This window comes from Citricoccus zhacaiensis, from assembly GCF_014645315.1.
GTDB lineage: Bacteria > Actinomycetota > Actinomycetes > Actinomycetales > Micrococcaceae > Citricoccus > Citricoccus zhacaiensis.
Genome location: NZ_BMLQ01000002.1, coordinates 178,467 through 196,740, shown reverse-complemented (window position 1 = coordinate 196,740; position 18,274 = coordinate 178,467). Strand labels below are relative to the sequence as shown.

The 18,274-nt window shown below is 69.0% G+C and carries 18 protein-coding genes; 17 read left to right on the top strand and 1 reads right to left on the bottom strand.

Translation table 11 applies throughout. The features are described 5' to 3' along the window. The first annotated feature begins 3 nt into the window (after window positions 1-3). The 17 genes from IEX49_RS04255 (at window position 4) to IEX49_RS04175 (ending at window position 17,215) form a co-directional block, all read left to right on the top strand. Window positions 4-1,773 (top strand): GMC family oxidoreductase, encoded by a 1,770-nt coding sequence (locus tag IEX49_RS04255; protein WP_188804529.1) that lies wholly within the window; start codon window positions 4-6, stop codon window positions 1,771-1,773. Between the two features lie 38 nt (window positions 1,774-1,811). Then, window positions 1,812-2,240: a cupredoxin domain-containing protein gene (locus tag IEX49_RS04250; protein WP_188804527.1), complete on the top strand. Its 429-nt coding sequence runs from the start codon at window positions 1,812-1,814 to the stop codon at window positions 2,238-2,240. Further along, window positions 2,237-3,313, top strand: a complete 1,077-nt coding sequence (gene coxB, locus IEX49_RS04245; protein WP_188804525.1) for a cytochrome c oxidase subunit II — start codon at window positions 2,237-2,239, stop codon at window positions 3,311-3,313. The genes IEX49_RS04250 and coxB overlap by 4 nt, the downstream gene beginning before the upstream one ends. A 3-nt stretch (window positions 3,314-3,316) precedes the next feature. Beyond that, on the top strand, window positions 3,317-5,824 hold the full coding sequence (gene ctaD / locus IEX49_RS04240) for a cytochrome c oxidase subunit I (protein ID WP_188804522.1): 2,508 nt from the start codon (window positions 3,317-3,319) through the stop codon (window positions 5,822-5,824). Window position 5,825: 1 nt separating this feature from the next. Next, a complete protein-coding gene (locus IEX49_RS04235; protein WP_188804520.1) occupies window positions 5,826-6,215 on the top strand; it encodes a hypothetical protein in 390 nt (129 codons plus the stop codon). Beyond that, window positions 6,215-6,601, top strand: coding sequence for a c-type cytochrome (locus IEX49_RS04230; RefSeq protein ID WP_188804518.1), 387 nt, complete (start codon window positions 6,215-6,217; stop codon window positions 6,599-6,601). Before IEX49_RS04235 ends, IEX49_RS04230 begins: the two co-directional genes overlap by 1 nt. Beyond that, a complete protein-coding gene (gene ccsA / locus IEX49_RS04225; protein ID WP_188804516.1) occupies window positions 6,598-7,311 on the top strand; it encodes a cytochrome c biogenesis protein CcsA in 714 nt (237 codons plus the stop codon). Before IEX49_RS04230 ends, ccsA (IEX49_RS04225) begins: the two co-directional genes overlap by 4 nt. Further along, window positions 7,308-7,724, top strand: a complete 417-nt coding sequence (locus tag IEX49_RS04220; RefSeq protein ID WP_188804514.1) for a cytochrome c maturation protein CcmE — start codon at window positions 7,308-7,310, stop codon at window positions 7,722-7,724. The genes ccsA (IEX49_RS04225) and IEX49_RS04220 overlap by 4 nt, the downstream gene beginning before the upstream one ends. Then, the gene (gene ccsA, locus IEX49_RS04215; protein WP_188804512.1) at window positions 7,721-9,688 is read left to right on the top strand and encodes a cytochrome c biogenesis protein CcsA; all 1,968 of its coding nucleotides are present in this window, start codon (window positions 7,721-7,723) and stop codon (window positions 9,686-9,688) included. The genes IEX49_RS04220 and ccsA (IEX49_RS04215) overlap by 4 nt, the downstream gene beginning before the upstream one ends. After that, on the top strand, window positions 9,685-10,218 hold the full coding sequence (locus tag IEX49_RS04210; RefSeq protein ID WP_188804510.1) for a TlpA family protein disulfide reductase: 534 nt from the start codon (window positions 9,685-9,687) through the stop codon (window positions 10,216-10,218). Before ccsA (IEX49_RS04215) ends, IEX49_RS04210 begins: the two co-directional genes overlap by 4 nt. Then, entirely contained in the window at window positions 10,215-11,150 is a 936-nt protein-coding gene (locus IEX49_RS04205; RefSeq protein ID WP_188804508.1) for a cytochrome c-type biogenesis protein CcmH, read from the top strand. The genes IEX49_RS04210 and IEX49_RS04205 overlap by 4 nt, the downstream gene beginning before the upstream one ends. Beyond that, window positions 11,147-11,620, top strand: a complete 474-nt coding sequence (locus IEX49_RS04200) for a cupredoxin domain-containing protein (protein WP_188804506.1) — start codon at window positions 11,147-11,149, stop codon at window positions 11,618-11,620. Before IEX49_RS04205 ends, IEX49_RS04200 begins: the two co-directional genes overlap by 4 nt. After that, window positions 11,617-13,548: a bifunctional copper resistance protein CopD/cytochrome c oxidase assembly protein gene (locus IEX49_RS04195; RefSeq protein WP_188804504.1), complete on the top strand. Its 1,932-nt coding sequence runs from the start codon at window positions 11,617-11,619 to the stop codon at window positions 13,546-13,548. Before IEX49_RS04200 ends, IEX49_RS04195 begins: the two co-directional genes overlap by 4 nt. Window positions 13,549-13,557: 9 nt before the next feature. Beyond that, window positions 13,558-14,532 (top strand): CPBP family intramembrane glutamic endopeptidase, encoded by a 975-nt coding sequence (locus tag IEX49_RS04190; RefSeq protein ID WP_188804502.1) that lies wholly within the window; start codon window positions 13,558-13,560, stop codon window positions 14,530-14,532. Next, window positions 14,529-15,887 carry an MATE family efflux transporter gene (locus IEX49_RS04185; protein WP_188804500.1) on the top strand — a complete coding sequence of 453 codons (1,359 nt, stop codon included), beginning with the start codon at window positions 14,529-14,531 and terminating at the stop codon, window positions 15,885-15,887. Before IEX49_RS04190 ends, IEX49_RS04185 begins: the two co-directional genes overlap by 4 nt. 23 nt (window positions 15,888-15,910) lie before the next feature. After that, on the top strand, window positions 15,911-16,510 hold the full coding sequence (locus IEX49_RS04180; RefSeq protein WP_229672226.1) for a hypothetical protein: 600 nt from the start codon (window positions 15,911-15,913) through the stop codon (window positions 16,508-16,510). Between the two features lie 171 nt (window positions 16,511-16,681). Further along, the gene (locus IEX49_RS04175) at window positions 16,682-17,215 is read left to right on the top strand and encodes a hypothetical protein (protein ID WP_188804498.1); all 534 of its coding nucleotides are present in this window, start codon (window positions 16,682-16,684) and stop codon (window positions 17,213-17,215) included. Window positions 17,216-17,219: 4 nt separating this feature from the next. Here the strand turns inward: IEX49_RS04175 and IEX49_RS04170 are convergent, their stop codons facing one another. After that, window positions 17,220-18,179 (bottom strand): HpcH/HpaI aldolase/citrate lyase family protein, encoded by a 960-nt coding sequence (locus tag IEX49_RS04170; protein WP_373286676.1) that lies wholly within the window; start codon window positions 18,177-18,179, stop codon window positions 17,220-17,222. Between the last annotated feature and the right edge of the window lie 95 nt (window positions 18,180-18,274).

Sequence of the window (18,274 nt, the reverse complement as noted above, 5' to 3'; positions counted from 1 at the left end):
GAGATGAGAACGCACGACCCGGTCGACATCGTGACCATCGGTGGCGGAATGACGGCCTCGATCCTCGCAGCCCGGATCCTCCCCAGCACGAGCCACCGGATGGTGTCCATCGAGCAGGGACCGGCGCAGTGGACGTACCCCGACTTCGCCCATAACCACGACAGTCTCCGGTTCAACAACCGCTACGCCCTGATGCAGGACCTGAACCGGTCCACGTGGACCTGGCGGCCGAACGCCAACGCACCGTCTCTGCCCTACCGGCAGTACGGCAGCTTCCACCCGGGACAGGGGCTGGGCGGTGCGATGGTGCACTGGACCGCGCTGACGTGGCGATTCCTGCCCGACGACTTCCACGTCCGGAGCGTCAACGAGGAACGCTACGGGCGCGACCGCATCCCCGCCGAGATGACGATCCAGGATTGGCCGATCGGCTACGAGGACCTCGAGCCCTACTACGATGCCCTGGAGTACGACATGGGCGTCTCCGGGAAGGCCGGCAACCTGGATGGCCGGATCCTCCCCGGCGGAAATCCCTTCGAGGGCCCGCGCAAGCGTCCGTACCCGAACCCGCCGCTGGAACGGACGGCCTTCGGCGAGCTGTACATGGATGCCTGCCAGGACTTGGGCCTGCACCCCTTCCCGACGCCGGCCGGCATCCTCTCGCGCGGGTGGACCGACCCGTACGGCAACGTCCGGTCTGCATGTCTGTACTGCGGTTTCTGCACCCGATACGGCTGCGAGGTCGGAGCGAAAACCAGCCCATTGACCACCTGGCTGCCGCCGGCATTGGCCACCGGACGCTATGAGGTGCGGACCGATAGCCGGGTGCTGGGTATCGAGACCGCTGACGATGGCCGGGCCACCGGCGTGCGTTACGTGGATTCACGCGGCCGCGAGCACTTCCAACCGGCCGAGATCGTGGTGTGCTCCGCGTTCACCCTCGAAAACGTGCGAAATCTGTTGCTGGCCCGCAGCGACGCCCACCCCGAGGGCATCGGCAACGATCGCGGGATGGTGGGGCGGAACTACACCTACCAGATCAACCAGGCGCCAGCGCGGGGATTGTGGCGGAACCGCAGGTTCAACCTGTTCACCGGCAACGGGTGCACGAACGCCCAGATCCACGACTTCAACAGCGACAATTTCGACCACAGTGACCTCGACTTCATTGGCGGGGCACGCATCCAGTCCGAAGGGGGCCAGCGAGAACCGGTCAGTTCGATCGACGGCCTACTCGACGGCTTTGCCGACCGAGAGTGGGGTGCGGACTGGAAGGCGATGCTGGGACAGTCCTGGGACAGCGTCGGTGAGCTCAGTTACGAGGGCTGGAGCCCGGCCTACGAGGGCAACTTCCTGGACCTTGACCCCACCTACAAGGACGAGTGGGGCCTGCCCATGTTGCGTATCACCTTCGACTTCCGGGACAACGAACGCAACATGCACCGCTTCCTGGCCGACCGGAGCGAGGAGATCGTCCGCGCGATGGGAGCCGACGAGGTCGTCGTGGAGCGCGAGCTCGGTGACTACCGCATCGACCAGTACCAGAGCACCCACCCGACCGGCGGGGCGATCATGGGCACTGACCCGGGCAACAGCGTCACCAACAGCTATGGCCAGGTGTGGGACACCCCCAACGTCTTCGTCACCGGTGCCGCGCTCTACCCGCAGAACCCGGGGGCCAATCCGACCGGAACCGTGGGTGCGCTCGCTTTCCGCACCGCCGAGGCCATCCGTGACAGGTACCTCAACGATCCAGGAGAGCTGCTCGTCTAGCGCCGCGCGCGAGGACCGGTGGCAGAAGGGGAGGCGAGATGAGACAACACGACCCGGTCGACACCGTGGTGGTCGGCGCCAGCCCGAGGAACCGCCTCCTGACGTTCGCTCCTGCGGCCGTCGCTGCGCTGCTGCTGGCCGGGTGCGCCGCCCCCGGGGGCCCCGAGGTCGCCGTGGTGGAGATCACGGCCGACGGTTTCTCGCCGGCCACCCTCGTCGTCGCCCCCGGCACCGAGGTGCGGTGGACGAACAGCGAGCCTCAAGCGCACACGGTGACCAGTGGCGGTGCCCTCCTGCCCGGCCAGCGGCCCGTTCCCGGCGGAGCCGCCGAGTTCGACTCCGGACGCTTGCTGGAGGGCGAGACGTTCGCCCACGTCTTCCAGGTCGCAGGTGACCACTACTACTGGTGCGAATACCACGGAGAAGGGGAGCAGATGGTAGGGACTATCCGGGTGGAGCAGCCATGACCGGGCGTCGAACATCGCTTCCCGTGATCGCGGCAGCCGCGGGGGCGGTGCTGTTGGGCGGTTGCGCTGCCGCCGAGGAGCAGTCCCCGCTCAACCCGGTCGGACGCAGTGCTGAGGCCATTGACGTGCACTGGCAGACCATGCTTTGGACCGGAACAGCGGTATGGGTCATCGTCGTCGCCATGATGGTGGCCACGCTGGTGCGTCGGCGTCGCAAGGATGGAACGGGCGAGAGCCGAGGCGAAGGTGGGGGCGGGCGTGCCATCCTCTTCGTAGCCCTGGCCGGGGCGGTGATCCCAGCCGTGATCATCGTCGGCATCACGGTGCAATCGGTGTGGGTGCTGCAGGAGACGGACCCTGGACAAGAGGTGGACGGCAGGACCATCACGGTCACTGGTCACCAGTACTGGTGGGAGGTCGAGTACCCCGAGCACGGCGTCGTCACCGCCAACGAGATCCATATTCCAACCGGCGAGCGGGTCCGTCTGGAGCTCACCTCGGACGACGTCGTCCACAGCGTCTGGGTGCCTGAACTCAGCGGGAAGACGGACATGGTGCCCGGCCGGGCCACGAGCATGTGGCTCGAGACGGACGAACCTGGCACCTACTGGGGCCAGTGCGCCGAGTACTGCGGCATGCAGCACGCCCTGATGCGGTTCATCGTCGTCGTCCATGAGCCGGCAGAGTTCGAGGGATGGCTGGCAGCCCAGGGCCAACCGGGTGCGGAACCAGCAGCAGTGCCGTCCGGAGAACCCGACGTCTCGACCCAGGACACACCGGCCGAGCAGGACTCGGAACTGGTGGCGCGCGGGCGCGAGGTGTTCATGTCCTCCTCCTGCGTGTACTGCCACGCCATCTCCGGGACCGAGGCGCAGGGACGTGAAGGACCGGACCTCACCCACCTGGCCAGCCGGGACACGCTGGCAGCCGGTACGCTGCCGAACAACCCCGGAAACCTCGCCGCCTGGGTCGTCGATCCCCAAGCGATCAAGCCCGGGAACGAAATGCCCGGAACGGACCTGGCCGGGGATGAGCTGCAGGCTCTGCTGGCCTACCTGGAAAGTCTGGAGTAGCCCATGGCCCAGGACATGGCGATCAGCGCCGCAGAGTTCGAGCGCATCTACGACAAGCCCCCCGGTCTCCGCGGCTTCTTCACCAGTGTGCAGCACAAGGCGGTCGGCACCCGCTACATGATCACCGCGTTCGCCTTCTTCCTGATCGGCGGCCTCGAGGCCATGCTGATGCGGACGCAGCTGGCCAAGCCGGGGAACGACTTCCTCAGCGCCGAGAGCTACAACGAGCTCTTCACCATGCACGGCACCACCATGATGTTCCTGTTCGCCATACCCTTCATCGAAGGACTGGCCACCTATCTGCTTCCCTTGCAGATCGGAGCCCGGGACATGCCCTTCCCGCGGTACAACGTCTTCAACTACTGGTGCTATCTGTTCGGCGGGCTCCTGCTCTACGGCAGCTTCCTCGTGGACCTCGTCCCGGACGCCGGTTGGTTCGCCTACGTTCCCCTCAGCGGTCCGGAGTTTGCGGACAAGTCGATGGACATCTGGCTGTTCGGGCTCACCCTGGCCGAGATCGCCGCCGTCGGCGCGGCCATCGAGATCATCGTCTCCGTGCTCAAGACCCGGGCGCCCGGGATGTCCCTGGACAAGATGCCCATCTTCGCCTGGACCATGCTCTCGGTGGCGGTACTGATCATCGTGGCCTTCGTGCCGTTGATTGTCGCCTCGCTGCTGCTGGAGCTCGACCGATCGGTGGGTACCGCCTTCTTCAACCAGGATGCCGGTGGAGACCCGCTGCTCTGGCAGCACCTGTTCTGGATCTTCGGCCATCCTGAGGTCTACGTGATGTTCCTGCCGGGCGCGGCCATCATGAGTCACGTCATCCCCATCCATGCCCGTCACCGACTGGTCGCCTACCCGTTCGTGGTGGTCGCGGTCATCGTGACGGCCATCATGAGTCTGGGGCTCTGGGTCCACCACATGTACGTCACGGGCTTGCCGCCGCTGACACTGACCTTCTTCACGGCGGCGAGCATGTCGATCTCACTGGCCAGCGGCATCCAGATCTTCGCCTGGATCGCCACGCTGTGGTCCGGTCGCCCGAGGTTCACGGTGCCCATGCTCTTCGCCCTGGGTTTCATCATCACCTTCGTGGCCGGAGGCATCACCGGCGTGATGGTCGCGTCGGCGTCCTTCGATTCCCAGGTCCATGACACCTACTTCGTGGTGGCGCACTTCCACTACGTGATCATCGGCGGTCTGCTCTTCCCCGTCTTCGCCGCCCTGTACCACTGGTGGCCGAAGTTCACCGGTCGCATGGTCAACGACATGGCCGGATACGCCAGTTTCGCGCTGATCTTCCTGGGCTTCCACCTCACCTTCTTTCCCATGCACCTCACGGGCCTGTGGGGCCTGCCGCGCCGGGTGTACACCTATGACGAGTACATGGGCGTCGAAACGGTGAACCTCCTCTCGACCATCGGGGCCTTCGTGATGGCCGTCGGCGTCCTCATCTTCTCGGTGGCCCTGGTGTACGCGTGGCGCTGTGGTCGCCCAGCGCCGCGGGATCCGTGGGGCGGGGACACCCTGGAATGGGCGACGGAGTCGCCAGCGTCCTCGTCGAACTGGCCCACGATCCCGGTGGTCACGGACCGTCATCCACTGTGGGCGCCGGACCGGGACACCACGGAATCCCACCGTACGATGCGCGACGCCTTCGACCACCGGCCGACCACGGTCCGGGTCTCCCCGCTGACCACGGTGCTCTCGGCATCGCCGGACGGGGCGATGCGGTTGGCGTCGCCGACCGTCTGGCCGTTGTTGCCCGCCGGGGGGCTCATCGTCATCGCCCTCGGGCTGCTACTGGAGATCTACCCCATCGCCTTCGTGGGCATCACGGTCGTCGCCATCGGCCTGCTGGGCTGGGCGCGCAAGGTAGAGATCGACAACGGCGAGGCCTCCACTGCTCCAGTCGGAGGGCGATACCCCATCGAAGCCCGCGGATCCAGGGCGATCGGATGGTGGGCTGCCTGGTGCCTGGTGGCCGTGCTGACCGTCGGGATGGCGACGATCGTGCTGAGCGCGCTCTTCCTCCAAGTCAATGCCGGCAACTGGCCGCAGGAACCGCTCGGTGCACCGCTGCTGACCGCGGCCGGGGGACTGTGCGCGATCGTGGGCCTGTTGGCCTGCCGCCAGGGGTCACGCCACGGTATGACGCAACACGCGCCCGCCGGCTCCCGGCGGGCGCATCTGGTGGCCGCCGGGATCGCGCTGGTGGCCGGCGTCGTGCTCCTGGCACTCCTCCTGACGATCTGGGTCCAAGCCGGCAAGGACCCGACCGCTCACGCCTACGACTCCTCAGTGATGCTGCTGTTGGGCACCCAGGCACTGACGGTGCTGTTCGCATTGGGCACCACTGTCGCCGCGATGATCGCCCGGGTGATGCAGGTGCGGGACCTGAGGCCGGCGCTGCTGCTGCAGAACGCGGCCATTGCGTGGGTTGCCGTCCTGATCGCCTGGGCCCTGAGCTGGGTCGCCACGGACTTGCTCCCGGTGGCGGTGATCTGAGATGCCTACTCCCTCCTTCGTGCACCGGCCCGACGAGACGACGCGCGGGGCGTGGCAGGCCGCCCTTCCCCTCCTGATCCCGCCGGTCGCCTGGCTCGCCTCGCTGGGGTTGTCCTGGCTGCTGCAGGACTTCACGTGCACCGCGTCGGCGACCGCGGGGGCCCCGGCTCCCGAGACGGCGCTGCTCCTGGTGCTGATGGGGATGAACGCGGTGCTGCTGCTGATCACGGTCGTCAGCGGCTTCTTCAGCGTGCGGGCGCTACGTGCTGGGCACCGTGCCCGTGCGCCGCTCATGTCCTTCCTGGGCCTCAGCGGCTGTGCCCTGGCCGTCCTGTTCGGCTTCGGCATCGTGCTGATCATGGCCATGCCCCTCGTCCTGGAGGTCTGCTGATGAACGTCCGAAGAGCCGCTATTGCCGTGGCTGCGGTCGCCACGTTGCTGGCGGTGGCCGCCTGCGATCACGGGCCTGGCACCACAGACGGGTCCGGCCCCGTGCCCCGAAGTGATCCGGATGCGGGAAGCGCGGCGATCATCGAGTACGGCTGCGCCTCCTGCCACACCGTTCCGGGAGTCCAGAGCGTCTCCCGGACCATCGGCCCGGATCTCACCGGATTCGATGACCAGATCTACATCGCCGGTCAATTGCCCAACCGCCCTGAGGAGCTCATCCGATGGATAAAGAACCCGCAAGACATCGTGCCGGGCACCGCCATGCCGAACATGGGGGTCACCGAGCAGGACGCCCGGGACATCGCCGCCTACCTCTACGACCAATGAGTGCGGGGCAGCAGAAGCTGCTGGCAGCCGGATTGATCGTCTGCGTCCTCACTCTGCCGTTCGCCCTGTTCATCGCACCCGCCGATGCCGTCCAGGGAGAGGCGCAACGGCTGATGTACCTCCATGTGCCCGCCGCCTGGAGCGCCTTCCTCTGCTTCGGTGCAGTCCTGGTGGCCAGCCTCCGGCATCTGTTCATCCGCAGTGAGCGGGCGTGGGCCGTGGCCCGCGCTGCAGCCGAAGCCGGCGTCCTCCTGACCGCCCTGACCCTGCTCACCGGAAGCATCTGGGGAGCGCTGACCTGGGGAACGTGGTGGGCCTGGGACGCACGCGTCATCACCACCGTTGCCATGGGCCTGGTGTACGTGGTCTACCTGACCCTCAGCGGGCTGGTCCGGACCAGCCGCGGCCGTCAGTCGGCCTCCGTGATCGGCGTCGTCGGATTCCTCACCGTGCCGCTGGTTCACTTCTCGGTGCTGTGGTGGCGGACCCTGCACCAGCCTCCGACGATCCTGGCCCCGAGCCTGAGTCCGCCGATCGACCCCCTCATGGGCGTCGCGCTGGCTGCGGCCGTGCTTGGTTTCACCCTGCTGACGGCGTGGGCCGTGGGATATCGCGCCGTGACACTGCGGGAGGCGGCCACGCGAGGCGTGCCCCTACCCGAACCGAAGCTGCCATCGACCACCACCGGAGGGGAGCTGCTGCGCCGATGACCGATCGAGCCAGGCCCTCATGGATCACGTCGCGGACAGCGCGGCTGGGCCTACTGCTCGCCGCCTGTGCCGGCCTGGCCGGACTCGGGGTGGCGGCTGCCGACGACGGTATGTCCTATTTCCGGACACCCAGCGAACTGGTGGGAACCACGCAACCGGGGGATTCAGTGCGGCTGGGCGGGATGGTCATGCCGGGATCGGTGGTCGAGACCGTCGAGGAATCGACCATGACACTCACCGATGGAGCCACGGATGTCACGGTGAGTTACCCCGGCCGACTGCCGGACGTCGTGCGTGAGGGGGAGGGCGCCGTCGTCGACGGAACGCTGAGCGAGGACGGTGTGGTCGCCGCCGACCAGATCGTGCTGCGCCACTCCAACGAGTACCGTGCGCCCGCCGAGGTGACACCGTGACCGTGCTGGGCACCGTCCTGTTGATCCTCGTGCTGGCCGCCTCGCTGACCGGTGCCATCGTCTGGGCCGCCGCTGCCCGGGCGGAGGCCGTGCGCGTAGCCGGCCCCTCTACTACTGGAGCCGGACGTGGTCGTCAGCTGGCGAAGGTCGGGCAGTGGATGACTGGACTGGCACTGGCCGCTGCGGTCGCCGCGGTGGCGCTCGTCGAGGTCGCGCTGGTATCCCACGACACGCGATTGAACTTCGTGGCCATGGTGTCCGGACCGGAACTGCCGGTCTACTACCGCATCACCGCGCTGTGGTCCGCGTTGGAGGGATCGCTGCTGCTCTGGCTGCTCGTGTTGGCTGTTGTCTCGGCCCTCGCTGTCCGGGATGCTGCTGACACCTCGCAACGCAGCCGAGGTGTCGTCGGTTCGGTCCTGAGCCTGACCACGGTCGCCTTCGCCATCGTGGCCCTGATGGCGTCCCCCTTCACGGTGGATGACGGTGCCGTATCCGCCCGGCCCAGCCCTCTGCTCCAGGATCACGTGGCCATGGGCGTGCATCCGCCGCTGCTCTACGCCGGCTTCCTCGGTTTGGCTGTTCCCTATGCGGTCGCGTTAGGGGGCTTGGTCACCCGGCAGATGGATGCCGCCTGGGCGGCTCGATTGCGCCGGTGGACCCTGGTGTCGTGGATCCTGCTCACCGCCGGGATCGTCCTCGGTGCCTGGTGGTCCTACGCCGTCCTCGGCTGGGGCGGCTACTGGGCCTGGGATCCGGTGGAGAACGCCTCCCTGCTGCCCTGGCTCACCGCCACGGCCGTGCTGCACACGGTGGCTCCGAGGGCCCGTGTCGGCGCATGGCGACTGTGGGCGGCCGGACTGGCCGGTGCCAGCTTCGTGCTCGTGCTGTTGGCGACGTTCCTGACTCGGTCCGGATTCGTGGAGAGCATCCATGCGTTCACCACATCGCCGCTGGGACCGGCGTTACTGGTCATCGTGGTGGCCGCCCTCGTGCCGTGGGCGGTCCTGGTCCACCGGCGCCGCCGTGAACTGGGGGACACCTCGACGCCGTCGCTCGTGTCCCGGTCCACCGCCCTCCGGGTCAACCGGACGCTGTTGGTCCTCGTCACCCTCGTCGTGCTGGTGGGCACGACGCTCCCGTCGATCCTGCTGGCCACCACGGGTGAGCGACTGTCGGTCGGTCCGCCGTGGTACCACCGGACACTGGCTCCACTCGCACTCCTTCTGCTCGTCATGATGGTGCTCGGACCGTGGCTGCCGGTGCGTACCGGCACGTGGCGCTCGACGGCACGCCGTATGCGCCTGCCGGCCTTGGCCGGACTGACCTGCCTGGGCGCGGTCGCCCTGATCTTCTCCGAGGTGTGGCTGGCCGTCAGCGCCGGCCTGGCCGCTTTCGCCGTGGCCAGCCTCGCTATGGTGGCATCCGATCGACGCCGGCGCGACCGGCTCGCCGTCGGCGCGTGGGTCGCCCACACCGGTATCGCCGTGGCTGCCGTGGCCGTTCTGGGCGGTGGACTGGGCACGGTCACCCAGGAGAGCGTCCCCGTCGGGGGGACGGTGACGGCCGGGGAGACAACGGTCACGGTGATCGGACTCGATGGCCGGGACGAGGGACGCCGCAGCGTGGCGGCCGCCCAGGTGGCGCTGGGCCAGGGGCAGGAGTTCGTCACCGTCGTGGAGCCGGAACTGCGCTGGTACGAAACAGAGCGCACCATGCTCGCGGGACCGCAGATCCGCAGCGAGCTGCTGCGCGACGTCTACGTCACCCTCCTGGACGTGGACGAGGAGTCCGGGCTTGTCACCCTCCGTCTGGCGGTCAACCCCCTCGTCAGCTGGCTCTGGACGTCAGCGGGCATCATGATCCTCGGCGCAGCCATCGCCGGTTGGCCGCGCAGTCGTCGTGCCGCACCAGCGCGCCCGTCCCCTCGCTCAGATCCTGCGCCGGTGGGACAGCGGGCATGAGGCGCGGCAAGGCATCGGTGCGCACCATGGCGGCAACGGCCATCGGGGTGCTGGTCTTGGCGGGCTGCCAGCACGGCGCCGACGACGGCCCCCGCGTGGCGCCGCCCTTGTCCGGTCTCGACCTCCAGGGCAATCCCCAAGACATTGCCGAGCTGGCGGGAGAGGTTGTCGTCGTCAACGCCTGGGCATCCTGGTGTGGACCCTGCCGGGACGAGATGCCCGTTCTTGAGGCGGCCCAGGATGCTCACGGTGACGACGGCCTGCACGTGCTGGGGATCAACACCCGGGACCGGACGGATGCGGCCCAGGACCTCGTGGCGGAGACGGGAGTGAGCTTCCCCAGTGTGGTGGACACCGAGGGGACCCTTGCGGTCGAGTGGGGGATCAGCGGGATGCCCCAGACCTTCGTGGTGGACCGGGACGGGACCATCGCCGCCCACCGGTTCGGTGCGGTGGACCAGGACTGGATTGATTCCGTCATCGTTCCCCTCGTCCACGGCACCTCTGTGAGTGAAGAGGAAGAACCATGAGGCGGGTGCTGGCGTGGTCTGTGGCCGTGGCCATCGGGATCTTCGCGATCCTGGGACTGTGGTCCGCCGCGACGGATTCTGGCCCGGTCTCGGCGGAGGACACGGCCCGCGAAGTCTCCCAATCACTGCGCTGTCCCACCTGCGCCGGGGAGAGCATCGCCGATTCGAGCGCCCTGCTGTCCGATGCGATGCGGCGGACGGTGGAGCAGCAGGTCAGACAGGGCCGTTCAGCGCATGAGATCCAGGCGTGGTTCGCCGAGCGCTACGGAGATGAGGTGCTGCTGGCACCGCCCCACACCGGTTACGGCTGGCTGCTGTGGGCCGCGCCCGTCGCACTGGTCGGGGCCGCCGTCGTCGTGCTCCTGGTCCGTGGTGGCCCCGCCAACCGGCGGCGGTGGACCGGACTTCTGGCCTTGGCGGCCACCACCCTCGTTGGCGTGTGGTTGCTGGTCCCGCGCGCTGGGGCACCGGTGCCACAGGGCATGCAACAGGAGGGCGCGGGACCGGTTGATACCCTTCCCATCTTGCGTGACGCCGTCGACCACGCACCAGGGAACGCCGGACTGCGGCTCGCCTTCGCGGGCGCCCTGGAGGAGGCCGGCAAGGACGCCGAGGCCGTCAAGGCGTACGCCGCCGCCACGCGACTTCGGCCCCTGGACCCCGATACCCGCTACCGGCATGCCTTCGCCCTCGTCCGCAGCGGCGAACCGAGGGCAGCACGCGAGGTCCTGGAGGAGTCCCTGCGCGTCCGGCAGGACCACGCTCCCAGCCTGTTGCTCCTCGGCGCCCTGGTGCACGGCGAGGACCCTGACCGGGCCTCCGCGCTGCTCCAGCAGTTCGTCCAGTTGGCACCTGAGCATCCCGCCGCCGACCAGGTCACCGCCTTCCTGGAGGGCGGACTCGGCCAGATGCCCGCAGAGGTGCTGCCGTGACCTCCGGACCGCTCCGTTCCGCGCACCGCAGGACATTGCCGCCCCGGGCGTCGGTATGGGCCGCGATGTTCGGCTCGGCGCTGGCCGTGACCCTGGGCCTGGTAGTCGTCGGGTGCGGATCGGAAGAACCGGTGCCCGCACACTCCGCCGCACCACACTCCGCTGCACACTCCGCCGCGGCCACCGATCGGCTGCGGCTGGGACTGACTGAGTGGAGCATCGAGACCGGTGGGGCGCAGCTGATCCCCGGCGAGGTGCACGTGGAGGTGACCAACGCCGGAGGGGCCAGCCACGATGTCGTCATCCATGGTGAACAGGGTTCGTGGGCATCGCCGGAGCTCGACCCCGGCGAGACGCACATCATGGCGATCACAGTCTCCGCCGGCGAGGAGCTCGAGTTGGTCTGCACGCTCGTCGGACACCACGCGCAGGGCATGCACACCACGATCACCGTGGCGGAGTCTCCATGAGCCAGGTCGACCTTCGGAACACGCCGGGCCAGGAGGACACCGGCGGAGCGCCCTGGCCGGCCGCCTCGCTCCTGGCGGCAGCGCTAGTCATCGCGCTCATGGTGGCCGCGGCCGCCATCCTCCTCAGCGGCGTTGCGGTGTCCGGGGGACTCGTGGATCCAGGCGCGCTGGTGCGGTGGGGGCTGCCCCTGGTCAATGCCCTGGTGCACCTGGCGGCCATGGTGACGCTCGGCGGACTCACGCTGTGCGCCGTCGTCCTGCGGCCTGGCCGGCCACCATGGCAGCGCGCGGCCACGCTCAGCGCCGTCGCCGCCATCGTCTGGGCCCTCGCGCAAGCGGTCCACCTGGTGTTCGTCCATGCCTCCGTCATGGGATCCAGCATCGGCGGGCCCGGCTACCCGGCGTTGGTGGTCCAGTTCATCTCAGGCATCGACCTCGGCGCGACGCTGGCCTGGGCAGTGGTCCTCTCGGCCGTGACCGCAGCCCTGGCAGTGTTGAGCACGACGTCGGCCGGTGCCTGCTGGGCGGCCGTCGCCGCCGGTGCGGCACTGGCCCCGCGCGCCGGCCTCGGCCATGCCTCCAGCGCCGGGGACCACGAACTCGCCGTCTCGGCGCTATGGCTCCACCTGGTGGGTATCAGCCTGTGGGCGGGGGCGCTGGCCGTGCTGGTCTTCGCGATGCTGGGCACGAGGGACCACCTCAGGCCGGTGATCTCCCGGTTCTCCACGATCGCCGGCTGGGCGGTGGTGATGGTCGTCCTGTCCGGTGCTGCCGGTGCATGGATCCGACTGGAGAGCCCGTGGCAGCTGCTGACCACCACCTGGGGTCAGCTCCTCGCGGTGAAGCTCCTGGCCTTCACCGCCCTAGCGGCCGCCGGCTGGTGGCACCGGCGTTCCACGATCCCGCTCGTGACGGCCGCCGGTGGCCCGAGCTGGCCCTTTTGGCGGCTGGCTGCCGTAGAGGTGCTCATCATGGCGGCGGTGGTGGGGGTCTCCGTCGCGCTGGGGTCCTCCTCCCCGCCCATACCGCAGGCCCGGATCTCGGAGGGCGCGGAACTGGCCGGATTGCCCGTCCCTTGGTTCGCCGGCCTGGTCACACAGTGGAGTCTCGACCCGCTCTTCCTCCTTCTGGCGGGGGCAGGGGCGTGGGTCTACCTGTCCTGGGCGCTGCGGCTCCGGCGTCGTGGCGACGCCTGGCCGGCGGCCCGCATGGTGTGCTGGCTCCTCGGCATGGCGCTGCTGGTCTGGACGGCCAGCGGCGGGGTCGGCGTCTACGGCCGGGTTCTGTTCAGCGCGCACATGATGCAGCACATGATGCTGCTCTCGGTGTTGCCGATCTTCATCGTGCTCGGCTCGCCCGTCACCCTGGCCCTGCGCGCAATCCCACGTCGCCAGGATGGAACGAGCGGACCGCGGGAACTGCTGATGGCGGTCCTGCACGCCCGGTGGGCACAGTTCTTCACCCATCCGGTAGTCGCCGCGCTCCACGTACCCGTCTCGATGGCGATCTTCTACCTGACCCCTCTGTTTGAGCTGGCCATGCGCAGCCATGTGCTCCACGTCTTGATGATGGTGCACTTCTTCCTCGTGGGGTACCTGTTCACCAACGTGGTGATCGGGACCGACCCCGGCCCTCAGCGGCCCTTCTTCCCGCTGCGGCTGGCATTGCTGCTGCCCTCCATGGTCTTCCACACCTTCTTCGGGCTGTTCCTGCTCAGCAACACATCCCCCCTGGGCGGAGCCTTCTTCACGGGGATGGACCACCTGCCGTGGACAGACCCGGTGACGGACCAGCAAGTCGGTGGTGCCGTGTCCTGGGCCATGGGCGAGTTGCCGGCACTGGTGCTGGCCATGATCGTCGCCACGCGGTGGACGACGCATGACGAGCGCGCCCAGCGGAGACGCGGACACACCGTGCAGCGTCGATAACATGAACCCATGACCGACGACCCGCGGCAGCCCCCGCAGCACCAGCCCACCGGCCCGGCCCACGGTCACGGCTCCTCATCGCAGGGCCAGCCGAACATCCCGGCCGGCTGGCCGAAGCGGGGCCAGCGCTACGGCCAGCCGCAGGGCATTCCAAGCCACCCGAACGCGGTCGGCTTAGCCCCGCAGGGCTCCATCCCGCCGGGTTCCATCCCACCAGGGTGGCCGGGCCGCCGTCCGCAGGACCGGATCGTCCTCGACCCGGGGAAGCCCACCTGGATGGACCTGGTCACGGTGCTGGCCTACCTGCTCATCTTCATCCTGGGCGGGGCCGTGCTGGTGACGCTCATCCCGGGCTTCCGGGAGCAGTTCACGGAGCCGGATGGCACGCTCAACGAGGGCTCGTTCACGTTCAGCATCAACCTGATCTCCTACTCGCTCCTCACCGTCCTGGCGCTGATCGCGTGCTGGAAGCCGTTCATCGCCTCGTTCCGCACGTTCAAGCAGTACGGGTGGCTCAAGATCGGGCTCATCCCGGTGATCTGGTTCGCGTGCATCATGGTCAACGCCCTCGTGGTGATGGCCGCGGGCCAGCCCATCAAGAGTGCCAACCAGCTGGCCATCGAGGAGATGACCACCCAGGTCGCGTTCCTGCCCATGCTGCTGGTGACCGTTTTCATGGCGCCATTCGTGGAGGAGTACATCTTCCGGCACCTGATGATCGGCAAGCTCTCCCGCTGGATCAACGTGTGGGTCTGCGTGGTGATCTCCATGGTGCTGTTCGCCCTGATCCACTTCCTCAGCACCGGCTTCAACTTCGACCCCGTCCAGGTCATCCCGTACCTGACGCTCGCCGCCGCCATCACGGTGGCCTACGTCCTGACCGGCAAATCACTGGCCTATGCCACGATCCTGCACGTGTTCAACAACCTCGTCTCCATCATCGTGGCGTACACGCTCCTGCCCCTGCTGCCCGAGGGCATGTGACCGCAGCACCACGGGACGCCCGCCCGATCTCCCGGCAGATCCTGGCCCTCGCCGTCCCCGCGTTCGGCGCCCTGTTGGCCGAGCCGATGTTCCTGCTCGCGGACACCGCGATCATCGGCCACCTGGGCGTGGCCGAGCTGGCCGGCGTCGGGGTCGGCACCACGGTGCTGCACACCGTCACCGGACTGATGGTCTTCCTCGCCTATTCCACAACGCCGGCCGTGTCCCGGTTCCTGGGCGCCGGCAACCTGGGCGCGGCGATGGACCGCGGGCGGGACGGCGTGTGGCTGGCCCTGCTGCTCGGCACCGTCCTGGCGGTGGCCGGCTGGTTCGCCGCCCCGGCCCTGGCCGGGATGATCGGTGCCGACGGTGCGGTGCAGGACCATGCCGTGGCCTACCTGCAGTGGTCCATGCCGGGGATCCCGGCGATGCTCGGCGTGCTGGCCGCCACCGGCATCCTGCGGGGGTTGCTGGATACAAGGACCCCGCTGATCGTGGCCGGGGTGGGCTTCGCCGCGAACATCGGGCTGAACTTCGTGCTGGTCTACGGCGCGGGCCTTGGAGTGGCCGGCTCCGCGATGGGCACCTCGGCCGTGCAGTGGGCCATGTTCGCGGTCTATTTGGCCGTGCTGTACCCGCGGTTCCGTCGCGCCGGCACCCACCTGGCCCCGTCCGGGTCCGGCATGCGGGCCACCGCGCAGGTGGGCTCCTGGCTGCTGCTGCGCACCGCCACCCTTCGCGCCGCCATCCTCTTCACGGTGGTGGCGGCCACCGGCCTCGGCACGTCCACGCTCGCCGCACACCAACTCGTCTTCACGGTCTACTCGACCCTGGCCTTCGCCCTGGACGCCCTCGCCATCGCCGCCCAGGCCCTCATCGGCCGGGAACTCGGTGCCGGCCGAAAGGACGATGCCCGTGCCCTGACCAGCACCATGATCAGGTGGTCCCTGTGGTTCGGCGTGATCACCGGGTTGTTGTTGGCCGTCCTGGCGTGGGTGCTGCCGCCCCTGTTCACCCCGGAGCCCGCCGTCCAGGCCGCCGCGACCGCCGGGCTCCTCGTCCTGGCAGCCTCCCAGCCGCTGAGCGGTTACGTCTTCGTCCTGGACGGGGTGCTGATCGGAGCCGGCGATGCCCGCTATCTCGCGCTGGCCGGCGTCGTGAACCTCGCGGTCTACCTGCCGGCGCTCGCCGGGCTCGGTTGGCTCGCCACCGGTACCGGAACCGGTCAGGCGCCCGATTCCGGCGCCCAACTGGCGCTGCTGTGGGCCGGTTTCGCGGGGGTCTTCATGGGAGCCCGCGCGCTCACCCTCGGGCTGCGGGCGCGGTCGGATGCGTGGATGCGGACGGGCGGTTGACGGCACCCACCTAGAATGGTCGGGTGCCTGCAGCAAAAGCCCCCGCCGAGACCGCCGCGATCATGTGGAAGCCGATCATCATCCGCGCGCTGATCGCCGCGATCTTCGGCCTGACCACCGTCTTCCTCCAGGATTTCGGCCTGCCCGTGTTGAAGTACGGCCTGGCGGCCTACTTCGTGTTCTCCGGATCCGGCCTGTGGGAGTACCTGCGCCGGGATCCGGTGCCGGAAAAAATGCGCGGACCGCTCTCGATCGCCGCGGCCCTCTTCATGGCCGGTGCCATCGCCCTGCTGTTCGCCGGGACCGAGTTCGTGGCGGGGATCATCGCCGCCGTCGCCCTCATCGGCTCGGGTCTGGCTGAGTTCGTGGCGTGGCTGCAGTACCGCAAGGCCTTCGTGCCGGCCCGCGACCAGCTGTACACGGGTGCGGTGGGTGCGCTGTCCGGCGTCGGGCTGTTGCTCTTCCTCCACCTGGACGCGCACGGGCTGCTCGGCATCGTGGGCGGCGGAGCCATCATCATCGCGGTGCTGCTCGCGATCTCCGGCTTCGGCTTCCGGCACGACGCCGGCCCGGCCGCGCTGGCCGCCCAGAAGGACGAGGGACCGCGCGCCCCGCGCAGCTGACCGGATGCGCTCGGCGGAGCGGTCCTGCGGGACGGTCGGCCCCGTTCTCTACAACGCGTAGAATGAAAGGGTGCGTCCCGGCCTGAGGCCGGCGCGCCACCACACTTTGAGCAGGTCAGGCCCTCGTTCACTCGAATCCGGCCCGGCCACCCGCCGTACAGGAGATGGTCAGTGAGCACGCCCAGCGCCGGTCAGCAGCCCGAGACGCCCCGTCCCGGTGATGCCCGGACGGGGCGCGCCCCAGGGCAGGCTGCCGGGAAGCCGGCGCGGAAGGCAGCAGCCGGACGGTCGGAGACCTCGGCCAACCAGTCTGCCGCGACGCCCCAGCAGAAGGCCGGGTTCCTGCAGTCCATCAAGGGACCCCTGTGGTTCTCCTTCGTCCTGGCCCTGGTGGGCGGGGCTGTGGCCACGATGACCGCCTCCGGAGGCTCGGACAACCCGCTGCGGTTCGACCTCGGGTTGATCGCCTTCGGGATCTTCTTCATCGTCTCCCTCGTGGTCGTGGCGATGCTCCAGCTGGCCGCCAAGGACAACCCCGAACACCTCTCCCAGGGCTCCGGCGTGCACCGCTCCTCCGAGGAGCTGCACCGGCAGTCCGTCGCCCGGCGCAAGGCTGAGGCCCAGCGCAAACGGGATGCAGCCGGCCAGGGTGACCAGTCCGGCTCAGGCGACCAGTCCGACGCAGGCGAACCACAGGGGTCCTGAACCGTCAGTAGTGGAAGGTGTCCGAGGGCGCCGGGGCGTGATCGTCCTCGTCCTCGCGGATCCACTGCACGCCGAAGGCCTCGGCCAGTTCCAGGATCCGGTCCGCCCGCGCCTTGCGCGGCAGGTCGGAGCCGTTGCGGATGACCCCGCCGTCCGCGGCGAAGTCGTCCAGGAACTCGTGTGCCCACGTGATCTCGTCCTGGGACGGGCTCAGGCCCTCGTTGACCACAGCGCACTGCTCGGGCAGCAGGCAGATCTTTCCCGTCATGCCGAACTCCGCCGTGGTGGCGGCAGCCTCGGCCAGCTTCACGCCCGTGGTGCCGACGGTCGGGCCATCGATCGGGCCCGGCAGGCCGGTGGCCTTGGCGGCGATGGTGAACTGGCTGCGCGCGTAGGCCAGTGCCAGCGGCGACTCCCCGAATCCGGTGTCCCGGCGGAAGTCGCCGATCCCGAAGGCCAGCCGGTAGGTGCCCTTCGCCGCGGCGATCGAATTGATGCGCTGCAGCCCTCGGGCCGTCTCCACCAGTGCGACCACCGGGATGCCCGGCAACCGGGCCGCAGTCTCGTTCACGTGGTCGGTGGACTCCACCATCGCCAGCACGACGCCGGCCAGGCCACCCTCGGGGACCGGCCCGCCGTAGGCGCGGGGCAGGGTGGCGGCCAGCGCCGCGACGTCCTGCTCCCACCACGAGGAGCCGTAGCCGTTGAGGCGCACCCAGGCCGAGTGCCCGCCGGTCAGCCACGCCACGGCGTTCTCCCGCGCGGTGTCCTTGTCCTGGGGTGCCACCGCGTCCTCGATGTCCAGGACCACGATGTCCGCCGGAGAGTCCTCGGCGGCCGGGAACTTCTCGGGGTGGGCGGCGTTGACCAGCAGCCAGGAGCGGGCCAGGACCGGATCGATCCTCTGGCCGGGGGTGGGGGTGAATTGGTGCGGGATGGCAGGGATCAGGGGTGTGGAGTTCACGGTGTCTTCCTCACGTGGACGGCGATCAGGGACCAGCGCCACGGGCGCGGTCGGGGGACCGGCCAGCGGCGGGCAACAACGGTCGACGTGTGCGT

Coding starts and splice junctions, on each gene's coding strand:
- coxB (WP_188804525.1), top strand. CDS start 2,237: ATGACCGGGCGTCGAACATCGCTTCCCGTGATCGCGGCAGCCGCGGGG.
- ctaD (WP_188804522.1), top strand. CDS start 3,317: ATGGCCCAGGACATGGCGATCAGCGCCGCAGAGTTCGAGCGCATCTAC.
- IEX49_RS04230 (WP_188804518.1), top strand. CDS start 6,215: ATGAACGTCCGAAGAGCCGCTATTGCCGTGGCTGCGGTCGCCACGTTG.
- IEX49_RS04190 (WP_188804502.1), top strand. CDS start 13,558: ATGACCGACGACCCGCGGCAGCCCCCGCAGCACCAGCCCACCGGCCCG.
- ccsA (WP_188804516.1), top strand. CDS start 6,598: ATGAGTGCGGGGCAGCAGAAGCTGCTGGCAGCCGGATTGATCGTCTGC.
- IEX49_RS04220 (WP_188804514.1), top strand. CDS start 7,308: ATGACCGATCGAGCCAGGCCCTCATGGATCACGTCGCGGACAGCGCGG.
- IEX49_RS04195 (WP_188804504.1), top strand. CDS start 11,617: ATGAGCCAGGTCGACCTTCGGAACACGCCGGGCCAGGAGGACACCGGC.
- IEX49_RS04255 (WP_188804529.1), top strand. CDS start 4: ATGAGAACGCACGACCCGGTCGACATCGTGACCATCGGTGGCGGAATG.
- IEX49_RS04210 (WP_188804510.1), top strand. CDS start 9,685: ATGAGGCGCGGCAAGGCATCGGTGCGCACCATGGCGGCAACGGCCATC.
- IEX49_RS04235 (WP_188804520.1), top strand. CDS start 5,826: ATGCCTACTCCCTCCTTCGTGCACCGGCCCGACGAGACGACGCGCGGG.
- IEX49_RS04205 (WP_188804508.1), top strand. CDS start 10,215: ATGAGGCGGGTGCTGGCGTGGTCTGTGGCCGTGGCCATCGGGATCTTC.
- IEX49_RS04250 (WP_188804527.1), top strand. CDS start 1,812: ATGAGACAACACGACCCGGTCGACACCGTGGTGGTCGGCGCCAGCCCG.